Annotated in this window: 16 protein-coding genes; all 16 read left to right on the top strand. The window is 69.8% G+C overall.

Annotated elements, in window-relative coordinates:
- Positions 1-35 precede the first annotated feature (35 nt).
- Positions 36-536 (top strand): TlpA family protein disulfide reductase, encoded by a 501-nt coding sequence (locus D187_RS29495; RefSeq protein ID WP_002643398.1) that lies wholly within the window; start codon positions 36-38, stop codon positions 534-536.
- 154 nt (positions 537-690) lie between these two features.
- Positions 691-1,254, top strand: coding sequence for a ferritin-like domain-containing protein (locus tag D187_RS29490; RefSeq protein ID WP_043432071.1), 564 nt, complete (start codon positions 691-693; stop codon positions 1,252-1,254).
- A 233-nt stretch (positions 1,255-1,487) separates the two neighbouring features.
- On the top strand, positions 1,488-2,261 hold the full coding sequence (locus tag D187_RS29485; protein WP_002643396.1) for a 2,3-dihydro-2,3-dihydroxybenzoate dehydrogenase: 774 nt from the start codon (positions 1,488-1,490) through the stop codon (positions 2,259-2,261).
- Positions 2,262-2,293: 32 nt separating this feature from the next.
- Positions 2,294-3,511, top strand: coding sequence for an isochorismate synthase DhbC (dhbC, locus tag D187_RS29480; protein ID WP_002643395.1), 1,218 nt, complete (start codon positions 2,294-2,296; stop codon positions 3,509-3,511).
- A complete protein-coding gene (locus D187_RS29475; RefSeq protein ID WP_002643394.1) occupies positions 3,508-5,145 on the top strand; it encodes a (2,3-dihydroxybenzoyl)adenylate synthase in 1,638 nt (545 codons plus the stop codon). The genes dhbC and D187_RS29475 overlap by 4 nt, the downstream gene beginning before the upstream one ends.
- A gap of 54 nt (positions 5,146-5,199) precedes the next feature.
- On the top strand, positions 5,200-6,099 hold the full coding sequence (locus D187_RS29470; RefSeq protein WP_002643393.1) for an isochorismatase family protein: 900 nt from the start codon (positions 5,200-5,202) through the stop codon (positions 6,097-6,099).
- 51 nt (positions 6,100-6,150) lie between these two features.
- Positions 6,151-10,518, top strand: coding sequence for a myxochelin non-ribosomal peptide synthetase MxcG (mxcG, locus tag D187_RS29465; RefSeq protein WP_002643392.1), 4,368 nt, complete (start codon positions 6,151-6,153; stop codon positions 10,516-10,518).
- A 47-nt stretch (positions 10,519-10,565) separates the two neighbouring features.
- Entirely contained in the window at positions 10,566-11,855 is a 1,290-nt protein-coding gene (locus D187_RS29460; RefSeq protein ID WP_020918361.1) for a 3-deoxy-7-phosphoheptulonate synthase class II, read from the top strand.
- 58 nt (positions 11,856-11,913) lie between these two features.
- Positions 11,914-14,391: a TonB-dependent siderophore myxochelin receptor MxcH gene (mxcH, locus tag D187_RS29455; protein WP_245591859.1), complete on the top strand. Its 2,478-nt coding sequence runs from the start codon at positions 11,914-11,916 to the stop codon at positions 14,389-14,391.
- 30 nt (positions 14,392-14,421) lie between these two features.
- The gene (locus tag D187_RS29450; protein WP_002643389.1) at positions 14,422-15,645 is read left to right on the top strand and encodes a DUF4374 domain-containing protein; all 1,224 of its coding nucleotides are present in this window, start codon (positions 14,422-14,424) and stop codon (positions 15,643-15,645) included.
- Positions 15,646-15,725: 80 nt separating this feature from the next.
- A complete protein-coding gene (locus D187_RS29445; RefSeq protein WP_002643388.1) occupies positions 15,726-16,478 on the top strand; it encodes a MotA/TolQ/ExbB proton channel family protein in 753 nt (250 codons plus the stop codon).
- A 2-nt stretch (positions 16,479-16,480) separates the two neighbouring features.
- Positions 16,481-16,918 (top strand): ExbD/TolR family protein, encoded by a 438-nt coding sequence (locus D187_RS29440; RefSeq protein WP_002643387.1) that lies wholly within the window; start codon positions 16,481-16,483, stop codon positions 16,916-16,918.
- On the top strand, positions 16,905-17,705 hold the full coding sequence (locus D187_RS29435; RefSeq protein WP_002643386.1) for an energy transducer TonB family protein: 801 nt from the start codon (positions 16,905-16,907) through the stop codon (positions 17,703-17,705). Before D187_RS29440 ends, D187_RS29435 begins: the two co-directional genes overlap by 14 nt.
- 42 nt (positions 17,706-17,747) lie before the next feature.
- Entirely contained in the window at positions 17,748-18,593 is an 846-nt protein-coding gene (gene epsC, locus D187_RS29430; protein ID WP_002643385.1) for a serine O-acetyltransferase EpsC, read from the top strand.
- Between the two features lie 53 nt (positions 18,594-18,646).
- Complete coding sequence (gene cysK, locus D187_RS29425) at positions 18,647-19,567, top strand: cysteine synthase A (RefSeq protein ID WP_002643384.1); 921 nt, start codon at positions 18,647-18,649, stop codon at positions 19,565-19,567.
- 171 nt (positions 19,568-19,738) lie between these two features.
- Positions 19,739-20,521 carry a hypothetical protein gene (locus D187_RS29420; protein WP_076606255.1) on the top strand — a complete coding sequence of 261 codons (783 nt, stop codon included), beginning with the start codon at positions 19,739-19,741 and terminating at the stop codon, positions 20,519-20,521.
- Positions 20,522-21,398 lie beyond the last annotated feature (877 nt).

Below are 21,398 nucleotides of genomic sequence, written 5' to 3'. Positions count from 1 at the left end.
CACCAGGTACACGACTCGGGCGGCTCTGGAACCGGATGCGCCGCCCCGCGGGGACGCGCCTGCTGATGGACGTGTTGCTGCTGGCGCTGCTCTTCACCGGGGTGAGCCTCTGGCAGACGCGCCACCTGCCCACGGGGGCGCCCGCGCCGGACCTGGTGCTGCGCCCTCTCTCCGGCGGCGAGCCGGTGCGCCTGTCCTCGCTGAGGGGCAAGCCCGTGGTGCTCTCCTTCTGGGCCCCCTGGTGCGGGGTGTGCAAGGCCGAGTCCTCCACCCTCTCCGCGCTCCAGGGCATGGTGGGAGACTCCGCCCAGGTGTTCTCCGTGGCGGTGGCCTACGAGGACGAGGCGGACGTGCGCCGCTTCGCCCGGGAGCAGGCCGTGGACTACCCCGTGCTGCTCGGCGGCTCCGAGGCGATGCGCGCCTTCGCCCTCGAGCAGTTCCCCACCACCTTCTTCATCTCCGCGGACGGCCACATCGAGCGCGCCTCCGTCGGCTACACCACCCGCCTGGGCCTGCTCTGGCGCCTGTGGCTGTGAAGGCCCGGGGCCCACGCACCGCCTGACGGCCGCCCGGTGAGGAAGCAGCCGAGCGAGCCTCGTGCCCTCTTGAATGCTCTCCCCGGGATGGGTGTTGCGGGGCGCCGTGCTCAACGTGGTGGAGCAAGCCCAGGTTCATCAAGGGAGACCCACCATGTCCGACAATACCCAACCATTCCTGACCGACATCACGGAGATCCGCCGCCGGGCACGAGAGCACCTGGAGAAAGGTGCCCTCACCCAGGACTACGAGGGGGATGTGCAGCTCACCGTCAAGGTGCTCAACGAGGCGCTGGCCACCGAACTCGTGTGTGTGCTGCGCTACAGTTCGCACGCCGTCGCCGCGCAAGGCATCAACAGCGAGTCGGTGAAGGCGGAGTTCCTCGAGCACGCGCGGGAGGAGAACGACCACGCCATGCTGCTCGCCGAGCGCATCAGTCAACTGGGCGGCGAAGCCAACTTCAATCCCGAGGGTCTGCTGACACGCAGCGCGAGCCAGTTCATCCAGGGCAAGAACCTGGTGGAGATGATCCGCGAGGATCTAATCGCCGAGCGCATCGCCATCCAGACCTACCAGGAGATGATCCGCTACTTCGCCAACCATGACCCGACCACCCGGCGCTTGTTGGAGGAGATCCTCGCCAAGGAGGAGGAGCACGCCAACGACATGCATGACCTGCTCGTCGCGCACCAGGGCCACCCGATGCTCAACAGCTGAACCCCCTCGTGCCCGGGGCGCCTCGTGCGCCTCGCGGGCATGACGCGAACATGACCTCGGACGTCCCTCCCACTTTCCACCCGGAAAGGCGCGGGACGACCTCGCAGGTCCCCTTCTCCGTGAGAACCTCTCCCTCCTTCTCTTGACAAGCCACGTCAAGGCATGGGAGGAGACTGCCCCGAAAACGATAATGAGAACCATTCTCATTTTCAAGTTCTCACGAGGAGGCCCGGATGGGGACGAAAGCCCAGGTGGCGCTGGTGACGGGAGCGGCGCAAGGCATTGGGGCGGCGGTGGCCCGCGCGCTGGCGGGAGAGGCCGCGATCGCGGCGCTCGACACGAAGCAAGCGGGGTTGGAGGCGCTGGTGACGGGGCTGCGCGAGCGTGACCGCCGGGCCGAGGCCTACGTGGCGGACGTGAGTGACGCGGCCGCCGTGGAGGCGGTGGTGGAGCGGGTCGAGCGCGAGCTGGGCCCCATCACCACCCTGGTCAACGTGGCGGGCGTGCTGCGCATGGGCTCCGTGCTGACGCTGTCGGACGCGGACTGGGCGACCACGTTCGCGGTCAACACCCACGGCGTGTTCCACGTCTCGCGCGCGGTGGCCCGGCGCATGGTGCCGCGCAAGTCGGGCGCCATCGTCACCGTGGGCTCCAACGCCTCGAGCGTGCCGCGCATGCAGATGGCCGCCTATGCCGCCTCCAAGGCCGCCTCGACGATGTTCACCAAGTGCCTCGGCCTGGAGCTGGCCCAGCACGGCATCCGCTGCAACGTGGTGTCCCCCGGCTCCACGGACACGGAGATGCAGCGCTTGCTGTGGGCGGACGAGAACGGCGCGAGCGCGGTCATCGCCGGCGCTCCCGAGACGTTCCGCGTGGGCATTCCCCTGCGCCGCATCGCCACGCCGGAGGACATCGCCGAGGCGGTGGCCTTCCTCGTGTCCGATCGCGCCCGCCACATCACGCTGCACGACCTGTGTGTCGATGGCGGCGCCACCCTGGGCGCCTAGGCGCCATGTCCGCATCCCCCAAGGAGACCCCCATGTCCGAACGTCCCATGGCCCAGACACTGGCGACCCAACTGCTCGACAGCTACGAAGCGGGTTCCTCGTTCTTCTTCGCCTCGCCCAAGCGCACCCTGCTCACGCGCGGCACCTTCGCCACCGTGCCGCCCCTGGAGGGCCCGGACGCGCTCCAGCGCCTGCCCGAGCACGTGACCAAGGTACTCAACGAGGCGCGCGACTCCGGGCATGACATCCCCGTGGTGGTGGGCGCGGTGCCCTTCGACGGCTCGCTGTCCTCCCACCTGGTGGTGCCCATGACGTTCCAGCGCGGCGGGCCCCTCTCGTTCGACACGGCCTCGCCCGCGCGCCCCTCCTCCACCGCGCGCTACACGGTGCGCCCCGTGCCCGAGCCCGCCGCCTACCTGCACGGCGTCGCCCAGGCCCTGGAGCTGATGCGCAGCAGCCCCCTGCGCAAGGTCGTCCTCTCGCGCTCGCTGCACCTGGACACCCCCACGCCCATCGATCTGACCCAGCTCTTGCGCAACCTCGCCCAGCGCAACACCGCGGGCTACACCTTCGCGGTGGACCTGCCCACCCAGCCCGGCTCTTCCGCTGGCCGCCGCACGCTCATCGGCGCCAGCCCCGAGCTGCTCGTGTCCCGCTCCGGACTCCAGGTGCTCGCCAACCCGCTCGCGGGCTCGGCCGCGCGCAGCGCCGATCCCGTCGAGGACCAGCGGCGCGCCTCCGCCCTGATGGCCTCCCCGAAGGATCTCCACGAGCACGCGGTGGTGATCGACGCGGTGGCCGAGGCCCTGCGCCCGTACTGCAAGACGCTGGACGTGCCCGCGGGCCCCTCGCTCATCCACACGCCCACCATGTGGCACCTGTCCAGCCGCATCAGCGGCGAGCTGAAGGATCCCTCCATCTCCTCGCTCACCCTGGCCGCGGCCATGCACCCCACGCCCGCGGTGTGCGGCTTCCCGACCCGGCTGGCGCACGAGGCCATCGGCTCCATCGAGCCGTTCGATCGCGGCTTCTACACGGGCACGGTGGGCTGGTGCGACGCGACGGGTGACGGGCAGTGGGCGGTGACCATCCGCTGCGCCGAGGCCGACGAGCGCACGCTGCGGCTCTTCGCGGGCGCGGGCATCGTGGTGGGCTCCACGCCCGAGTCCGAGCTGGCCGAGACCGAGGCGAAGTTCCGCACCATGCTCCAGGCCATGGGGCTCGGGCAGGGCGCCGAGGTGCAGCCGTGAGCACGGCCGGAAAGGACCTCCTGCCGGGTTTCAGCCCGTGGCCCGAGGAGTTCGCCGCGCGCTACCGCGAGGCGGGCTACTGGCGCGGCGAGACGTTCGGTCAGTTGCTCCGGGATCGTGCCACGCGCCACCCCGAGCGCACGGCGCTCGTCGCCGGAACGCAGCGCCTGAGCTACCGGGAGCTCGACACCCGCGTGGATCAGCTCGCCGCCGGCTTCCACGCCCTGGGCATCCGTCCGAGGGATCGGGTGGTGGTGCAGCTGCCCAACATCGGCGCGTTCCTCGAGGTGATTTTCGCGCTGTTCCGCCTGGGCGCGCTGCCCGTGTTCGCGCTGCCGGCGCACCGCCAGGCGGAGATTGGCTACTTCTGCGAGTTCACCGAGGCCGTCGCCTACATCATCCCCGACAAGCACTCGGGCTTCGACTACCGCACGCTGGCCGAGCAGGTGCGCGGCTCGGTGCCCACGCTGCGGCATGTGATCGTCGTGGGAGACGCGGGTCCGTTCCAGGCGCTGAGCGGGCTGTACGCCGAGCCCGTGGCGCTGTCCGGCCCGGCCCCGAGCGACGTGGCCTTCTTCCAGCTCTCGGGCGGAAGCACGGGCGTGCCCAAGCTCATTCCGCGCACGCACGACGACTACATCTACAGCCTGCGGGGCAGCGTGGAGATCTGCCAGCTCGACGGGGAGAGCGTGTACCTGTGCGCGCTGCCCGCCTCGCACAACTTCCCGCTCAGTTCGCCGGGCACGCTCGGCACGCTGTACGCGGGCGGCACGGTGGTGATGGCGCTCAACCCCAGCCCCGACGAGGCCTTCCCCCTCATCGCGCGCGAGCGGGTGACGATCACCGCGCTCGTGCCCCCGCTGGCGATGATCTGGCTGGAGGCCGCCCAGGCGCGGCGGCATGACCTGTCGAGTCTGCGAGTGCTCCAGGTGGGCGGGGCCCGGCTCAGCGACGAGGCCGCGAAGCGGGTGCGTCCCACCATCGGGTGCACGCTCCAGCAGGTGTTCGGCATGGCCGAGGGCCTGGTCAACTACACCCGGCTGGACGATGACGAGGAGCGCATCTCCACCACGCAGGGCCGCCCCATCTCCCCCGCCGATGAAATCCGCGTGGTGGACGATGAGGACCGCGACGTCGCTCCGGGCGAGACGGGCCACCTGCTGACGCGCGGCCCCTACACCATCCGGGGCTATTACAAGGCCGAGGTCCACAACGCGCGGGCCTTCACCACCGACGGCTTCTACCGCACGGGAGACCTCGTGCGAGTCACCGCCCAGGGCGACCTGGTGGTGGAGGGACGCGCGAAGGATCAGATCAACCGGGGCGGGGACAAGGTCGCGGCCGAGGAGGTGGAGAACCACCTGCTGGCGCACCCCGCGGTGCACAACGTGGCGGTGGTCGCCATGCCAGACACGTTCCTCGGTGAGCGCACCTGCGCGTTCATCATCCCGCGCGAGAAGACGCCCCCCACCCCCGCCGCGCTCAACGCCTTCCTGCGCTCGCGCGGACTGGCGGCCTTCAAGATTCCGGACCGCATCGAGTTCGTCGACTCGTTCCCCCAGACCGGCGTGGGCAAGGTCAGCAAGAAGGACCTGCGCGGAGCGCTCGCCGCCCGCCTGGGCTCCAGGACCTAGCCCCTCGACACGCTCTTTCCCCCTTCCCTCTTTCGATTCTCCAGGAGTCACGTCATGGCCCTTCCCGCCATTGCCCCCTACACCATGCCCGGCGCGGCCGAGCTGCCCCAGAACAAGGTGTCGTGGACGCCCGATCCCAAGCGCGCGGTGCTGTTGATCCACGACATGCAGAACCACTTCGTGAAGGCCTTCACGGCCGGCCAGTCGCCGGTGACGGAGCTGGTGGCGAACATCCAGCGGCTGCGCCAGCACTGCGCCGCGCTGGGCATCCCCGTGGTGTATTCCGCCCAGCCCGGCGGGCAGAGCATCGAGCAGCGCGGCCTGCTGCTGGACTTCTGGGGCATGGGCATCGCCGCCGAGCCGGGTCCGGAGCAGATCATCGACGCGCTGAAGCCCGCCGAGGGCGACATCCACCTCACCAAGTGGCGCTACAGCGCGTTCCGCAGGACGGGGCTGATGGACCTGCTGAAGGAGAAGGGCCGCGATCAGCTCATCATCACCGGCATCTACGCCCACATCGGCTGCCTGCAGACGGCGAGCGATGGCTTCATGAGCGAGATCCAGCCGTTCCTCGTCGCCGATGCCCTCGGGGACTTCTCCCGCGAGCAGCACCTGATGGCGCTGAACTACGCGGCGAAGCTGTGCGCCGTCACCACCGTCACCGACCGGGTCATCGAGATGCTGGGGCCGGTGGGCGAGGGGGCGTTCACCCCCCAGAGCGTCCGCGAGGAGGTCGCCGAGCTGTTGGTCCAACCGCCCTCGGAGCTCGGTGAAGACGAGAACCTGCTCGACCGGGGACTCGACTCCATCCGCATCATGAGCCTGGTGGAGCGCTGGAGGCGCAAGGGCGCGGAGATCACCTTCGTGGAGCTGGCCGAGCGTCCGACGCTGACCGACTGGTACGCGCTGCTGACCTCGGGTTCGCGCTCGCCCGAGTCCGTGACGACGCACTGATCCCCGCTCCCCCACCGAGCCGGGCGCCTTTCTCCACCCGAGGACCGAATCATGAGTGACACCCAGAAGGTCATCCTGCCGCTGTCCGCGGCCCAGCACGGAATCTGGTCGGGCCAGCAGTTCGACCTCCAGAGCGCCGTGTACAACGCGGGCGAGTGCATCGAGATCCAGGGACCCGTGGACGCGGCCCTCTTCGAGGCCGCGGTGCGCCAGACGGTGGGGGAGGCCGAGGCCCTGCACATGCGCTTCGTGCCCGGCGCCGAGGGGCCCGTCCAGGTGGCCGACCTGTCCTCGGACTGGGAGCTGCACCGGATCGATCTGCGCGGCGCCCGGGATCCCTGGGCGGCGGCGCTCGAGTGGATGTGGGCCGACCTCTCCCGGCCGGTGGATCTCCGCCAGGGTCCGCTCTTCACCCAAGCGCTCTTCCAGGCCGCGCCCGAGCGCTTCTTCTGGTTCCAGCGCGTCCACCACATCGCCATGGATGGCTTCGGCTTCTCGTTGCTCGCGCGGCGGGTGGCCGACCTGTACACCGCGAAGGTGTCGGGACGTCCCGTCCCCGAGGGCTTCCGCCGCCTGGGTCCGGTGGTGGAGGAGGACGCCGCCTATCGCAACGGGCCGCAGTACGCGCTCGACCGGGCCTTCTGGATGGAGCGCCTGGCCGATCGGCCCACGCCGGTGACCCTGGCCCGGCCCGAGCCCATGTCGCCCCGCTTCGTCCGCCAGACGCGTCACCTGGACAAGGGTGAGGCGGAGCGGCTCCAGGAGGCGGCGCGCAAGGAGGGCCTGGGTTGGCCGGACTTGGTGCTCGCCGCCACGGCGGCCTGGATGCACCAGAAGACGGGAGCGCCGGAGGTGGTGCTCGGCCTGCCGGTGATGTCTCGGCTCGGCTCCGCCGCGCTGCGCGTGCCGTGCATGGCGATGAACATCGTGCCACTGCGCGTCCCCGTGAGGCCGGAGCAGGGACTGTTCGAGCTGGCCCGGGGCGTGGCGGCGGAGATGCGCGCCATCCGGCCCCACCTGCGCTACCGCTACGAGCAACTGCGCCGGGACCTGAAGATGGTGGGCGGACAGCGCCGGCTGTTCGGCCCGGTGGTCAACATCATGCCGTTCGACTACGGCCTGCGCTTCGCGGGCATGCCGGGGATCGCGCACAACATCTCCGCCGGCCCCGTGGAGGATCTGTCCATTGGAGTGTACGCCCGCGCCGATGGCGGTGGGCCACGGATCGACTTCGACGCCAACCCCGCCTGCTACGGCGCCGACGAGCTGGAGGCCCACCAGCGCGACTTCCTCCAGGTGCTGGCCACGCTGAGCGCGGCGCCCCAACAGCCCCTCGCCCAACTCCTCTCCCTCGCCTCGTCCACGCACGCGGGCCACGGTCCGGAGAGCACGGAGGCCGCCTCCGCAACGTCCGCCCTCATCGCGGGCGAGCCGCTGCCGTGCGCCCCGCGCCCGGTGTTGGAGCTGCTCGCCGAGCGCGCCCGTGAGCAACCGGACGCGGTGGCGGTGGAGCACGGGCCGTACCGCATGAGCTACCGCGAGCTGCTCGCGGCGTCCCGGGCCCTCGGAGAGCGGCTCGTCGCGGAAGGGGCGCGGCCGGACGCCCCGGTGGCGGTGATGGTGCCCCGGAGCATCGACGCGATCGTGGCGAGCCTGGGCGTGCTGTTCGCCGGCGCGGGTTATCTGCCGCTCGATCCCTTCGGGCCGTCGGCCCGGACGCTCGGAATCCTCGAGGACGCCGCGCCCGCGCTGATCGTCACCACCGCCAAGACCCCGGAGGCCAAGGCCGAGCCACAGCCTCCAGGCGGTCTGGCCGTGCGGCGCAACGAGAAGCCCTCGCGCGAGCCGTCCCCGTCCACGCCCCGGAGCGAGGAGGAGCGCCTCGCGTATGTCATCTACACCTCGGGCTCGACGGGACAGCCCAACGGAGTGCAGATCACCCGGGGCGCGCTGGCCCACTTCGTGGCGGGAGCGACCGCGCGCTACGGCGTGCGCCGCGAGGACCGGGTGCTGCAATTCGCCCCGCTGCACTTCGACGCCAGCGTGGAGGAGATCTTCCTGACCCTGTGCGCCGGCGCGAGGCTGGTGCTGCGCACCGACGAGATGCTCCAGTCCGTGCCCCGGCTGCTCGACGCCTGCACCGCCGCCGGCATCACCGTGTTGGATCTGCCCACGGCGTTCTGGCACGAGCTGGCCTACAGCGTCTCCACGGGCGGGCTCGCGCTGCCGTCCTCCGTGCGCACGGTCATCATCGGCGGAGAGGCCGCGCTGCCCGAGCGGGTCGCCCGCTGGCGCACCGCCGTGGGGCCCAGGGTGCAACTGCTCAACACCTATGGCCCCACCGAGGCCACCGTGGTGGCCACCGTCGCCACGCTCAGCGGCCCCCAGGCGGAAGGCGACTCCGACGAAGTGCCCATCGGCCGCCCGCTGCCGGGAGTGAGCGCGGCGCTCCTCGACAAGAATGGGCGGCCCGCCGCTCCGGGCACCGAGGGCGAGCTGTACCTGCTGGGAGGCGGCCTCGCGCGCGGCTACCTGGGACGCCCGGAGCTGGACGCGGCGCGCTTCACGGTGCTCGGACAACTGCCCGGCCGTCCGCGAGCCTACCGCACCGGTGACACGGCCCGGCTGCGCGAGGACGGACAGTTGGTGTTCGTCGGCCGCGTGGATGACGAGTTCAAGATCAGCGGACACCGGATCGACCCGACCGAGATCGAAACCGTGCTGCTCGGCCTGCTGGGGGTGAAGGACGCGGCGGTGGTCGGCCAGATTTTGCCGGGAGGCACGCGGCGGCTGTGCGCGCACGTCGTCGCCACCTCGCCCGCGCCCACGGCGGCGGAGCTGCGCCGTCATCTGCTGGGGGCCCTGCCCGCGCCCATGGTGCCAGGGGCCTTCGTCTTCTCCGAGCGGCTGCCGCGCACCTCGAATGGCAAGGTGGACCGCGCCGAGCTGCGCCGGAAGATGGCCACCGAGGGAAGCACGCCGGTCGCCGACGCGGCCACCGACCTGGAGCGCGAGATCCTCGCCATCTGGGAGCAGGTGCTGGGCGTGAGCGGGGTGACGGCCCAGGACGACTTCTTCGAGCTGGGCGGACAATCGCTGCAGAGCATCCAGGTGGCCAACCGGCTCGGCGTGGCCCTGGGTCGCGAGGTGCCCGTCGCCACGGTGTTCCGCCATCCGACCGCCGCGGGACTGGCCCAGGCGCTGGAGCACGGCGCGGGCACCCAGGTCCAGGCCGGTGGCCTCACCGCCGCCATGCTCGCCGACGCCGAGCTGCCCGAGGAGATCGTCCCCAGCACGCTCGCCCATGACAAGAACCCCGTGTCCCAGGCGCCGCCGCGGCAGGTGCTGCTGACGGGCGCCACCGGCTTCGTGGGCGCGCACCTGCTCGACCAGTTGATGCGCCAGACGCACGCGCGGATCGTCTGCCTGGTCCGCGCCCGGGACGAGGCCCAGGCGATGGAGCGCATCCGCACGGCGCTGGTGGGCCAGGGGCTCGCCACCGACGGCCTCGCCGAGCGGGTGCTCGCGCTGCCGGCGGACCTGAGCCAGCCCTGGCTGGGACTGGGCGCCACGCGCTTCCACGGACTGGCCGCCGAGTGCGACGTCGTCTACCACAACGCCGCGGTGGTCAGCGTCGTGCGCGAGTACGGCAGCCTGAAGGCGGTGAACGTGGGCGGCACGCGCGAGCTGTTGCGGCTGGCCGCCGCCGTGCGGCCCAAGCCCCTGCACTACGTCTCGACGCTCGCGGTGGCGCCCCCGTCGAACCTCCAGCCCGAGGTCCCCGAGGACTTCGTCCCCGCCCACCCGGGGCTGCTCGACGGCTACCAGCGCAGCAAGTGGATCGCCGAGAGACTCGTGCAGCAGGCCGGCGAGCGCGGTCTGCCGGTGGCCGTCTACCGCCTGGGCCGCGTGGTGGGCGCGTCCAGCACGGGCATCGTCAATCCGCAGGACCTGGTCTGGCGCATCCTGCTGGCCGGCATCCCCGCGGGCGTGCTTCCCCAGATGGACGTCCACGAGACGTGGACCCCGGTGGACTACGTGGCGCGCGCCATCGTGCGCCTGTCCCTGGTGTCCCGGAGCGGGCCGGTGTTCAACCTCGCCCCCCACCCGGACGTGCGCTTGAGCGACGTGTTCCAGTGGGTGCGCGCGTACGGCTACCGGGTGGACACGTGCCCTCTTCCCGAGTGGAGGGAGCGCCTCGCCCGGCGCGCGGACAGCGCGGACAACAGCGCCACGATGGCGTTCTTCGATCTGCGCGCGGGCTCAGCGGATGCCACCTTCGGACTGGGACGCATCCGTTGCGAACAGTTGACCCGAAGCCTCACCGAGAGCGGTGTCTCCTGCCCTTCCCCCGACCGTGCCCTGATGGACCGCTATCTGAATGACTGCGTGGCACGGGGACTGCTGCCACGACCATGAATCCCTCGTCCTCTTCATCCCGTTCTCACCCTGGTAATGGCGCTCCTGTGATGAATCGAAATTGGACCCCTCGTTCCTGGCGGGACAGGCCCCTCAAGCACATGCCCACCGACTATCCGAATCCCCGCGCCCTGGCGCGGGTCGAGGAGGAGCTGTCCCGGCGGCCCTCGCTGGTATCCGCCGAGGAGACCCGCCGCTTGAGGGACGCGCTCGGCCGGGTCGCCGAGGGCAAGGCGATCCTCCTGCAAGGCGGTGACTGCGCGGAGAGCTTCAAGGAGTTCTCGCCCGACAACATCCGCGGCACCCTCCGGCTGCTGCTCCAGATGGCGGTGGCGCTCACGTTCGCCGGAGGCCGTCCGGTGGTGCGCGTCGGCCGCATCGCGGGCCAGTTCGCCAAGCCGCGCTCCAGCCCCGTGGAGACCCGGGATGGCATCACCCTGCCCGCCTACCGCGGCGACAACATCAACGGCATGGCGTTCACCCTCGCCGAGCGCACGCCGGACCCCGAGCGCCTGCTGCTCGCCTGGCGGCAATGCTCGGACACGATGGAGCTCGTGCGCGCCTTCATCCAGGAGCGCCATGCGGACCTGGAGGCGCTCCAGCGCTGGGGAAGCGCGCACCCCGAGCGGCAGGCTCCGAGCCTGGACCCGCGCAACGTCTACACCAGTCACGAGGCGCTGCTGCTCAACGTGGAGGAGGCCCAGACGCACCTCGATGCCGCCACGGGCGGGTGGTACGACGCCTCGGCCCACATGTTGTGGATCGGCGAGCGGACGCGGCAGCTCGACGGGGGCCACGTGGAGTTCATGCGCGGCATCCAGAACCCCATCGGCCTCAAGTGCGGACCCACGATGGAGCCAGACGATCTGCTGCGGCTGATGGACGTGCTCAACCCCGAGGCCATTGCCGGCAAGCTGACGCTCATCGGCCGCTTCGGCGCGGACAAGATCGCCGATCGGCTGCCCCGGCTCATGGCCGCGACCCGCCGCGACGGACGCCCCGTCGTCTGGGCCACCGACCCGATGCACGGCAACACGCTGCAGGCGGGCAACGGCTACAAGACCCGGCCCTTGGACCGCATCCTCTCGGAGGTGCGCCACTTCATCCAGATCGCCTCCGCCGAGGGCGTCCACCCCGGTGGCTTCCACCTGGAGATGACGGGACAGGACGTCACCGAGTGCCTGGGCGGCTCGCGCGAGGTGACCGAGAGCGATCTCCCCCTGCGCTACCACACCCATTGCGATCCCCGGCTCAACGCCGACCAGGCCCTCCAGCTCGCCTTCGTCGTGGCCGAGCACCTCCGCGCGCTCCCCGCCCCTCACGCCCAGGCCGCTTGAACCCCCAACCGCCTTGACACCGCCCCGGATCACGCCTAACACCGCCCCGAAAATGAGAATGAGAACCATTTTCATATTCCGCCTGTGGAGCGGAACGGTACGGGGCGTGGGGACAGCACTGCTGGTGGCGGGGCTGTTGGGGACGGGCGTGTCCCGAGCACAGGAAGCGACACCGGCGGCGCCCGCGCTCGAGGCGCCGAAGCTGAAGGAGTCCGCCGAGGCCACCTACCCGCCCCAGGCGCTCGAGGAGCGGCTGGAGGCGAAGGTCGTCCTGCGGCTGACGCTGGACGCGGAGGGCCAGGTCACCCAGGCGGAGGTGGTGGGGCCGGCCGGGCACGGCTTCGACGAGGCGGCGCACGAGGCGGCGCTGCGCATGCGCTTCGAGCCGGCACGGCGCAACGGCACGCCGATGCCCTCGCGCATCCTCTATACCTACGAATTCCAACCGCCTCCGGAGCCCACCCCACCGGCGCCCCCGCCGCCGCCCGCGGGCTCGGACGAGCCCATCGAGGTCACCGTCCAGGGTCCGTCCGAGGGAGAGCGCCGGCGCCGGTCCGCCGAGTCGGTCCAGGTGATCGACACCGAGAACATCAAGCGCGAGGCGGCCGACATGGGTGAGGCCCTGTCACGCACCGAGGGCGTGAACGTGCGCCGCTCGGGAGGACTCGGCAGCCGGTCACGCTTCTCGCTCGCCGGACTCACGGACGAGCAGATCCGCTTCTTCGTGGATGGGGTGCCGCTGGAGCTGGCGGGCTATGGGCCGGAGCTCGCCAACGTCCCCGTCAACCTCGTGCAGCGGGTGGAGATCTACCAGGGCATCGTCCCCATCCGCTTCGGAAGCGATGCGCTCGGAGGCGCCGTCCAGCTCGTCACGGATCAGATGGTGCGCGGAACGGGTGTAGCCGCGTCCTACGAGCTGGGCTCCTTCGACACGCACCGGCTCACGGTGAGCGGGAGGCACCTGCACGAGCCGAGTGGCCTGTTCCTCCGGGCCAATGCCTTTGTCGATAGCACCCAGAATGACTATTCCGTCATCGCCAAGGTCGGCGATGCCTTCGGGCGGCCGCAGCCCCGGCGGGTCTACCGCTTCCATGATGCCTATGCGGCCAGGGGGGCCAGCCTCGAGGCGGGCTTCGTCGACAAGCCCTGGGCCCGGCGCCTGCTGCTGCGCGCCTTCGTGACTGGGAGCGACAAGGAACTGCAGAGCAACCCCAGCATGACGGTCCCCTACGGGGATGCGACCAGCGGGGAGAACTCCCTCGGTGCCACCCTGCGCTACGAGCAGCTCTTCTCCGGGGGATTCTCGGTGGATGCGGTTGCGGGCTACGTCTCGCGGCGCACGCGTCTGGATGACATTGGCACGTGCTCCTATAACTGGCTGGGCAGCTGCCAGCCGCGGACCCAGCCAGGAGAGTTGTTCTCGCGGCCCGTCGAGCAGCGAGTGAACCAGCACACTGGTTTCGCGCGGCTCACGTTCGGATGGACCCCCACGGCGGAGCACACGCTCCGCCTGTCGCTCGCGCCCACCGCGGTGGGCCGCACGGGCGAGGAGCTGCGGACGCGCGCCCTGGGACAGGTGGACCCCCTCTCCGCCGACCGCAACCTGCTCTCCCTGGTCAGCGGTCTGGAATACACCCTGGGTGCCCTGGACGATCGCCTGGAGAACATCGTCTTTCTCAAGGACTACCTCCAGGTGGCGGATGCTCAGCGGCTGATGCCCGATCAATCCTTCGCGCCCATCGGACGGAGCATGCACGGCCTGGGCGTGGGTGACGGCGTGCGCCTGCGTCTGCTCCGGGAGCTCACCGCGAAGGCCTCCTATGAGTACGCCATCCGCCTGCCCCGCCCGGACGAGATCTTCGGAGATGGCGCTCTCATCGCCGACAACCTGGACCTGAATCCCGAGCGCAGCCACAACTTCAATCTCGAGCTCGCGCTGGACGCCCCGGACTCTCGAGTGGGCGCGCTCCGCGCCAGCGTGGTGGGCTTCGGCCGGCTGGCGGACCAGCTCATCACCCTCGTGGGCCGGGAGGGCTACTTCACCTATCAGAACGTATTCTCGGCGCGTTCCCTGGGCGCCGCCGGCTCGGCGGGATGGACGTCACCCGGGCAGTACCTCTCCCTGGATGGGAATGTCACCTGGCAGGATCTGCGCAATACCTCGCGCGAGGGTGCCTTTGGAGGCTTCACGGGCAAGCGCATTCCCAACCGTCCCTACCTGCAAGCCAATGGCACCGCCCGCCTCCAGGCCAGTGGCTTGATGAGTGCCCGGGACGAGCTGTCCCTCACCTGGCACGTGCGCTACGTCCACACCTTCTCCCGAGCCTGGGAGGGCGTGGGCCTCGTGAACCCCGATCTGCAGATTCCCTCTCAGCTCCTCCAATCCCTGGCGCTTTCCTATGTCACCCGGGCCTGGAATTGGACGATGGGCTGGACGGTCGACGTGCAGAACCTGACCGACACGCCCGCGTATGACTTCTTCGGTGTGCAACGCCCCGGGCGAAGCATCTTCGCCAAGCTCACCGTGGAACACTGATCTGATTTCAACCCGCAGAAAGGCAGTCTCATGAATCGAACCCCACTCTTCCGCTCCTCGTGCCTCGCCGCCACGGCGCTCTCCCTGTCCCTCCTCGCGGGCTGCGATCCGGAGCCCACCACCCCGAACAACCCCGACGACGGCACCGGGCCGCGGTATGCCCTCACCACGCAGGTCCTCGGGGCCGATGAGCCCACCAGCTACATCGTCCTGACGAACAAGGTGGACCAGACCGCGACGCTCTCGCTGGACAACGCCATCGCCATTCCCGGCCGCGCGCTCGGCGTGGGCATCCCGAAGACGGGCTCCATCTACGTGGGTCTGGACGATGGCTCCACCATCACGCGCTACACCCTGTCGGACAAGGGGACGCTGCAGCAGAACGGCCAGGTCGACTTCCTCAACCAGGGCGTGAGCTCGATTGGCGAGTACCAGGGCAACTTCCAGTTCATCTCGGCGACCAAGGCCTACTACTTCGACGGCACGTCCTCCCAGGCCATCGTCTGGAACCCCACGGACATGTCCGTCATCAAGGCCATCAAGCTCGAGGGCCTGACCGTCGAGGGCGCGAGCCTCGTCTTCTCGCCGTCGCCCTCGCGCCGCGAGAACCAGATCATCATGCCCGTGGGCTGGCGTACCCGGGCCGGCGTCGTCATCAAGAAGGCGGGCGTCGTCGCCATCGACACGCGGACCGACACGGCCACCGTCGTGACGGACGAGCGGTGCGGCTACGTGCACAGCAGCGTGTTCGGCGCCGATGGTCAGGTGTACCTGGCGACGGAAGCGTACGGCTCGGCGGCGCACCGGCTGGGCAAGGACACCAACCCGGAGCCCTGCCTGCTCAAGTTCAACCCGGACACGCTCCAGTTCGACACCTCCTTCTACAAGCCTCTGAACTCGCTGGCGGGCGGCGCCGTCACGGGCGCCCTGATCCCGGGCCCCCAGGGCACGACGTACGTGCGCGTGCTGGATGAGAGCCTCGCCCCCGAGTCGTCGTTCAGCAGCGCCCGCCTCCTCGCGAGCGGCGCCGGCTGGGGGTGGTGGAAGGTGGACACCAGCACCTGGACCGCGACCAAGGAGGACGGCTTCCCGGCCACCACGGGCAGCGCCTTCCTCTACGAGGCGGACAATCAGATCCTCTACTCCGAGTTCGCCACCGGCTCCACGTCCACGACCCTGCACCTGCTGGGCGACAAGGGCAAGCCCACGATCACCGCCCCGGGCGTGGCCTTCTCCTTCCTCCAGTTGCGCTAGTCCCAATCCTTTGAGACTAGAGTAGCAACCCGTTTCCCCCACGGCCCCCACGCGAGCCTTGAAGGCGAAGGACGACGAAGATGCCTATCGTTGAAATCATCAAGAACGTCTTCGTGCAGTGGGGGGCCAACTGGGTGTTGTGGTTGCTGTTCGCCTTGTCCCTGGCCAGCTTCGGCGTCATCGTCGAGCGCTGGCTCGTCTTCCGGGGCAAGCAGGACGGCCTGCGCGAATTGACCCAGACACTCGAGTCGTCGCTGGCCAGAGGGGACTTCGCCGGAGCGCTCGGGAAGCTCGAGGGGCGCACGTCCCTGGGCGCCATGGTGGCCCGCGCCGGGCTGCGGCTCGCCCCCCGCGGGCTGATGGCCGCCGACAAGGGCATGCAGAGCGCGCTGGCCATCGAGCGCTCCGTCCTGGAGAACCGGCTGGCCTACCTGGGCACGCTGGGCAACAACGCCCCCTTCGTGGGGCTGTTCGGCACCGTCATCGGCGTGCTGCTCGCCTTCGAGGCGCTGGGCCACGCGCCGAGCGGCGCGGGCGGCCACACGCCCCAGGTCGCCTCCAACGCCGTCATGGCCGCCATCGCCGAGGCCCTGGTGGCCACCGCCGTGGGCATCGGCGTCGCCCTGCCCGCGGTCGCCGCCTACAACTACTTCCAGCGGCGCATCACCCGCATGCTCGCGGACGCCGAGGCCCTCACCAACCTCGTGCTGGCCTACCTGTCCGCCCGCGAGCAGGGCAGCGCCGGAGGCGAGCGCGCCGAGGAGAAGACCCCCACGGACGTGCCGCTTCACGCCAGCGCCCGCGAGCCCAAGCACGCGCGAGGGGTGGTGTAGCCATGGCCGGTGGAACCCAACCCCGCGGCGGCATCATCGAGGGCATCAACGTCACCCCGCTCGTCGACATCATGCTCGTGCTGCTCGTCATCTTCATGGTGACCACGAAGCTCGTCGACAGCCCCGCCCTGCCGCTCGACTTGCCCCAGGCCTCCCAGAGCGAGCAGGTGCAGACGGTGCTCGCCATCTCCATCACCGCCAACGGCCAGCTGTGGGTGGATGGTCAGGTGACACCGGAAGAAGCCTTGAAGCAGAAGACCCAGGAGGCGCTCGCCCGGGATCCCGAGCTGCGAGCCGTCATCCAGGCGGACGGCTCCGTTCCCCACCGGTTGGTCATCTCCGTGCTCGATCGACTGAAGGAATCGGGTCTCACCCGGGTGGCGTTCGGCACGGTGCAACCCCCGGCGGCGAGCGAGGGAGACGAGCGTGCGAAGCCCTGAGGAGAGCATCGCGTCCATCATCCTGGGCCCCGTGCGGACGAGGCCCCCGGGCATCCTCGCGGGAGCGGTTCTCGCGACGGTGGTCCTCCATGGCGCCGCGGGGGTGCTCGCCTGGCGGGCCTGGCCCTCGACGTCGGCGCCCGCCCCCCGCGTCGAGCCCAAGCCGTCGATCAAGGTGGAGCACGTGGTGGACCTGAATCCCCCGGCGCCTCCCGCCCCGCCTCCGCCGACTCCCCCGCCGGCTCCCGCGCCCCGGGTGGCCCGCGCCCCCGCGCCCGCGAAGGCGCCCCCGCGCGACACGCCCCCCAGCCCACCTCCCGAGCCCGCCCAGGCCGCCGCGGTCGTCGCCGTGGACGCCGCCGAGGCGCCCCTGGACTTCACGGGCTTCGACATCGTGAGCGGCTCGGCCGAGCGCTATGCCGGAGGCGTGACGGCCTCCAACGGACGCTCCACGAAGGCCGTCCCCGGCTCGGCCGCCGAGGCCCCGGGCCCCGCCTCCCCGGGCAGGGCCCGGTCCGTGCAACTGCCCGCGCGCAACTGGAGCTGCCCCTGGCCCCGCGAGGCGGACGCCCTGCGCATCGACGAGCAGACGGTCGTCCTGCGTGTCGTCGTCACCCCGGAGGGCCGGGTCACCTCGGCCGCGCTGCTGTCGGATCCCGGCCATGGCTTCGGGCAGGCGGCGCTCGCCTGTGCCCGGGAGGTGCGCTTCGACGCCGCCCTGGACGCCGAGGGACGGCCCTACCTGGCCACCTCTCCGCCCATCCGCGTCCGCTTCACGCGCGGCTGAGCCATGGCGGGCCCCGGCGGACGTGGTTAGTCTCGTCGGCCCATGGCGGAACCCAACGCTCGGCTCATCCAAACGCTCATCGAGGCGCGCCAGCGCCACTGCTTCCCTCCGGACGTGCGTGCCTCCGCGCCCGAGTTCATCGAGAAGGTGCTGGCGCTGCTCTTCCCCCACTTCGCCCAGCGTCTGGACTGTAGCACCGTGGGTGTGCGCTCCGAGGTCGCGGGGGTCGAGGCGGTGCTCACGCGCGTGCTGGACACGCTCGCGCCCCGCTACCCCGTGTCCACCCACGACATCCCCCAGCGCTTCATGGACGCGCTGCCGGAAATCTACGAGTGGCTGCGCCAGGACGCCGACGCCATCTTCGAGGCGGATCCGGCGGCGCGCAGCGTGGACGAGGTCATCCTCACCTACCCGGGCTTCTACGCCATCGCCATCTACCGCCTGGCCAATGCCCTGCACGGCCTGGGCTTCCCCCTGCTGCCCCGGCTCCTCACCGAGCTGGCCCACCAGCGCACGGGCGTCGACATCCACCCCGGCGCCACCATCGGCCGGCGCTTCGTCATCGACCACGGCACCGGCGTCGTCATCGGCGAAACCACCATCATCGGCGACCGGGTGAACATCTACCAGGGCGTCACCCTGGGCGCGCTCCAGGTGCAGAAGAGCCTCGCGGACAAGAAGCGCCACCCCACCATCGAGGACGATGTCGTCATCTACGCCAACGCCACCATCCTCGGCGGCGACACCGTGGTGGGCCGTGGCAGCGTCATCGCCGGCAACGCCTTCATCACCCAGAGCATCCCCCCTGAGTCCATGGTGACCCGCCGCAGCGAGGTCCGCGCCCGCCAGGGGAAGACGGAATTCGATGAGCTGGAATACCACATCTGATATGGCGGATATTCGTCTAGGCTAACGGAATCATTCCTGGAGGAGCCGAACCCATGAAGGCCCAGAACATCCTCGAGACGATTGGCAACACGCCGCACGTGCGCATCAACCGGCTGTTTCCCTCGCGGGTCCAAGTGTACATGAAGCTGGAGCGGGCCAACCCGGGCGGCAGCATCAAGGACCGCATCGCGCTGGCGATGATCGAGGACGCCGAGAAGCGGGGCGTGCTCCAGAAGGACAGCGTCATCATCGAGCCCACGTCGGGCAACACGGGCATCGGGCTCGCGATGGTGGCGGCGGTGAAGGGCTACAAGCTCATCCTGGTGATGCCCGATTCGATGAGCATCGAGCGGCGGCGACTGATGGCGGCGTACGGGGCCACCTTCGAGCTGACGCCGCGGGCGCAGGGCATGAAGGGCGCCATCGCCAAGGCGCAGGAGCTGGTGGCGGCCAACCCCAAGGCGTGGATGCCGCAGCAGTTCGAGAACGAGTCGAACATCGAGGTGCACAAGCGCACTACGGCGCAGGAGATCCTCAAGGACTTCCCCGAGGGGCTGGACTACCTGGTGACGGGCGTGGGCACGGGCGGTCACATCACCGCGTGCGCCGAGGAGCTCAAGAAGCACTGGCCGAAGCTGCAGGTGTTCGCGGTGGAGCCGAGCAAGTCGCCGGTCATCAGCGGTGGCCAACCCTCGCCCCACCCCATCCAGGGAATTGGCGCGGGCTTCATCCCGAAGAACCTCCACAAGGAGGCGCTCACCGGCACCATCCAGGTGGCGGAGGAGGCGGCGTTCGAGTTCACCAAGCGTTCGGCGCGTGAGGAGGGCATCTTCGTGGGCATCTCCTCGGGCGCGGCGCTGGCGGCGGTGAGCCAGAAGCTGCCGGAGATTCCGGATGGCAGCCGGGTGCTGTGCTTCTGCTACGACACGGGCGAGCGCTACCTCTCCATCGACAACCTCTTCCCGGCGCAGTAGCGCCCCGACGCACAGAGAGATGCGGTGAGAACCCCGGGCGCCTCAGGCGTGCCGGGGTTTTGTTTTTCCGCGCGCCCCCCAACGGCTCCCGGACCCAACAAGGTATCCTTCCTCACTTGACTTGTATGGTTGAGCCAGCTTGACTGGGCGGTGACCTCACAGGGGACACTCGTGGCGGACGAAACGCACGGCAAGGAAAATAGGTCGGGGCGGTTCGAACTCGGCCGTAGCTATGAAGAGGTGGAACCCGACCTCGGCCGACTCCACGAAGCGTGGCACGTAGAGACGGGCATGCCCGCCCTGCGGCTGTATCCTACCGACCGGGTGGAATGGCAACCCTCGGGGCTCTGGGAGGTGATTGTCGTCTGTGAGGCCTCTCCCATTGAGCCCTCCCCCGCGTCCATCACCATGCTGGTGAACGGAGCACCCATGGCAGTGCCCATGACGGAACTGGCGGACGTGTTCGTGCTCACTTCCGCCGCGCTCACCCGCGTGGAGGACAATGCCGGGATCAGCGCCCATCTGGCACCGGGGCTGAACGGGTTGCAGTCGCAGCCCCATCGACCCGCCCTTCCGAACTCGCGACAGGCGAGAGGGCACGTCATCGCGGGCCTCGCCCTGGCACTGAGCGGATGCCTGCTGACGCGCCCCCATGCGCCCTCTGAGCGGAACGATTCATTCGAGGAGCAGATCCAGCAAGAGGCTCAATCACTGGTGTACTTTGGAAACTTGGACGCACAGGCAGTGCTCGGCTATCCATTGCCCGAGAAGCCCTTTCGCAATCAGGCAGTGCCACCCTGCCCGCGCAAGAAGAGCATCGTGGAGATTAATGGCGGTTGCTGGGCCGAACTCGCGCACAAACCTCCTTGCGAGGAGGATCAGGCTGAGTACCAGGGTAAGTGCTACCTGCCCGGCGCGAAGCAACAACCGGTGCCACGAGCCGTAGAGCCCTAACGCGCTACCCAGCTGGGTTGCATAGGAGCCACGGAAGGTGTCCCACGGAAGGTGTCAAAGAACTCGTTTTGGCGCCGCATCCCCTGTCGGGTAGACCGGGGCAGTTGCCCACCCCGGCCCCCCACAGATCCGGACGTGCAGAATTCCCGCATCCGGCTCCTCGGCTCATGGTTTCGCTGCGAGTCGGTGACACCCCTTCTCGCACCCTGCGCTGGATGAGCTGCTCGCCAGCGTCGCTATCCGTTGGAGTTTCGTTGAGACGGTTGTAGGGCTCGGTGTCCCCACCATCTTTCCCTCCCTCGGTTCCATGTTCCGGTGCCCCCTTCCCTCCACAGGGTCCGCCCGGGTGCGTTCCCCTGCTTCAGCGGTACTACGAGGCACTCCGACTTCCTGACGACCTTCACGCCCGGCTTCGTTTCCTTCGCCAGCGCGCTACCACCGCCACCCGTCCTTCGCTCCCGCGGGAGTCGGGCGCCCATCTCCCTCGGGCCTGGGCTTTCTTCCGGTTGCCCTCCGGCCACTTCGACGTGGAGTCGTCAGCACCTCCCAGGTTCCTGGAGGACCCTCTTGTCTGCGTGCCCCGCTCTCAGACCCCGGCGAGACCCCAGGACCTGGCCTGTTTCGGCCCTGGGCTGCTGCCTTCCGCTACTCGTACGGCGTCGGCTCTCGCGACGATTCAGATCTTTCGAGGCTCAATCACGCGGCCCACATACTCGCTGTCTACGCTTCGCAGCCCGGGTTGCCCCGGCACCACGCAAGACTCGCTTCCGGCTGGTGGCCTCCTTTGCCGGGCGGGGTTTGAACCCGCAGGGTCCCTTCGTGAAGTTTCCGCTCCTACATCGCTTCCTCCTCACCCAAGCTTTGCCTGGCGCACACG

This window comes from Cystobacter fuscus DSM 2262 (assembly GCF_000335475.2).
Classification (GTDB): Bacteria; Myxococcota; Myxococcia; order Myxococcales; family Myxococcaceae; genus Cystobacter; species Cystobacter fuscus.
The sequence above is the reverse complement of the archived record's forward strand: the minus strand, read 5'-3'. Positions and strand labels throughout refer to the sequence as shown.

Coding starts and splice junctions, on each gene's coding strand:
- mxcH (WP_245591859.1), top strand. CDS start 11,914: ATGAGAACCATTTTCATATTCCGCCTGTGGAGCGGAACGGTACGGGGC.
- D187_RS29440 (WP_002643387.1), top strand. CDS start 16,481: ATGGCCGGTGGAACCCAACCCCGCGGCGGCATCATCGAGGGCATCAAC.
- cysK (WP_002643384.1), top strand. CDS start 18,647: ATGAAGGCCCAGAACATCCTCGAGACGATTGGCAACACGCCGCACGTG.
- D187_RS29485 (WP_002643396.1), top strand. CDS start 1,488: ATGGGGACGAAAGCCCAGGTGGCGCTGGTGACGGGAGCGGCGCAAGGC.
- D187_RS29445 (WP_002643388.1), top strand. CDS start 15,726: ATGCCTATCGTTGAAATCATCAAGAACGTCTTCGTGCAGTGGGGGGCC.
- dhbC (WP_002643395.1), top strand. CDS start 2,294: ATGTCCGAACGTCCCATGGCCCAGACACTGGCGACCCAACTGCTCGAC.
- D187_RS29490 (WP_043432071.1), top strand. CDS start 691: ATGTCCGACAATACCCAACCATTCCTGACCGACATCACGGAGATCCGC.
- epsC (WP_002643385.1), top strand. CDS start 17,748: ATGGCGGAACCCAACGCTCGGCTCATCCAAACGCTCATCGAGGCGCGC.
- D187_RS29495 (WP_002643398.1), top strand. CDS start 36: ATGCGCCGCCCCGCGGGGACGCGCCTGCTGATGGACGTGTTGCTGCTG.
- D187_RS29450 (WP_002643389.1), top strand. CDS start 14,422: ATGAATCGAACCCCACTCTTCCGCTCCTCGTGCCTCGCCGCCACGGCG.
- D187_RS29470 (WP_002643393.1), top strand. CDS start 5,200: ATGGCCCTTCCCGCCATTGCCCCCTACACCATGCCCGGCGCGGCCGAG.
- mxcG (WP_002643392.1), top strand. CDS start 6,151: ATGAGTGACACCCAGAAGGTCATCCTGCCGCTGTCCGCGGCCCAGCAC.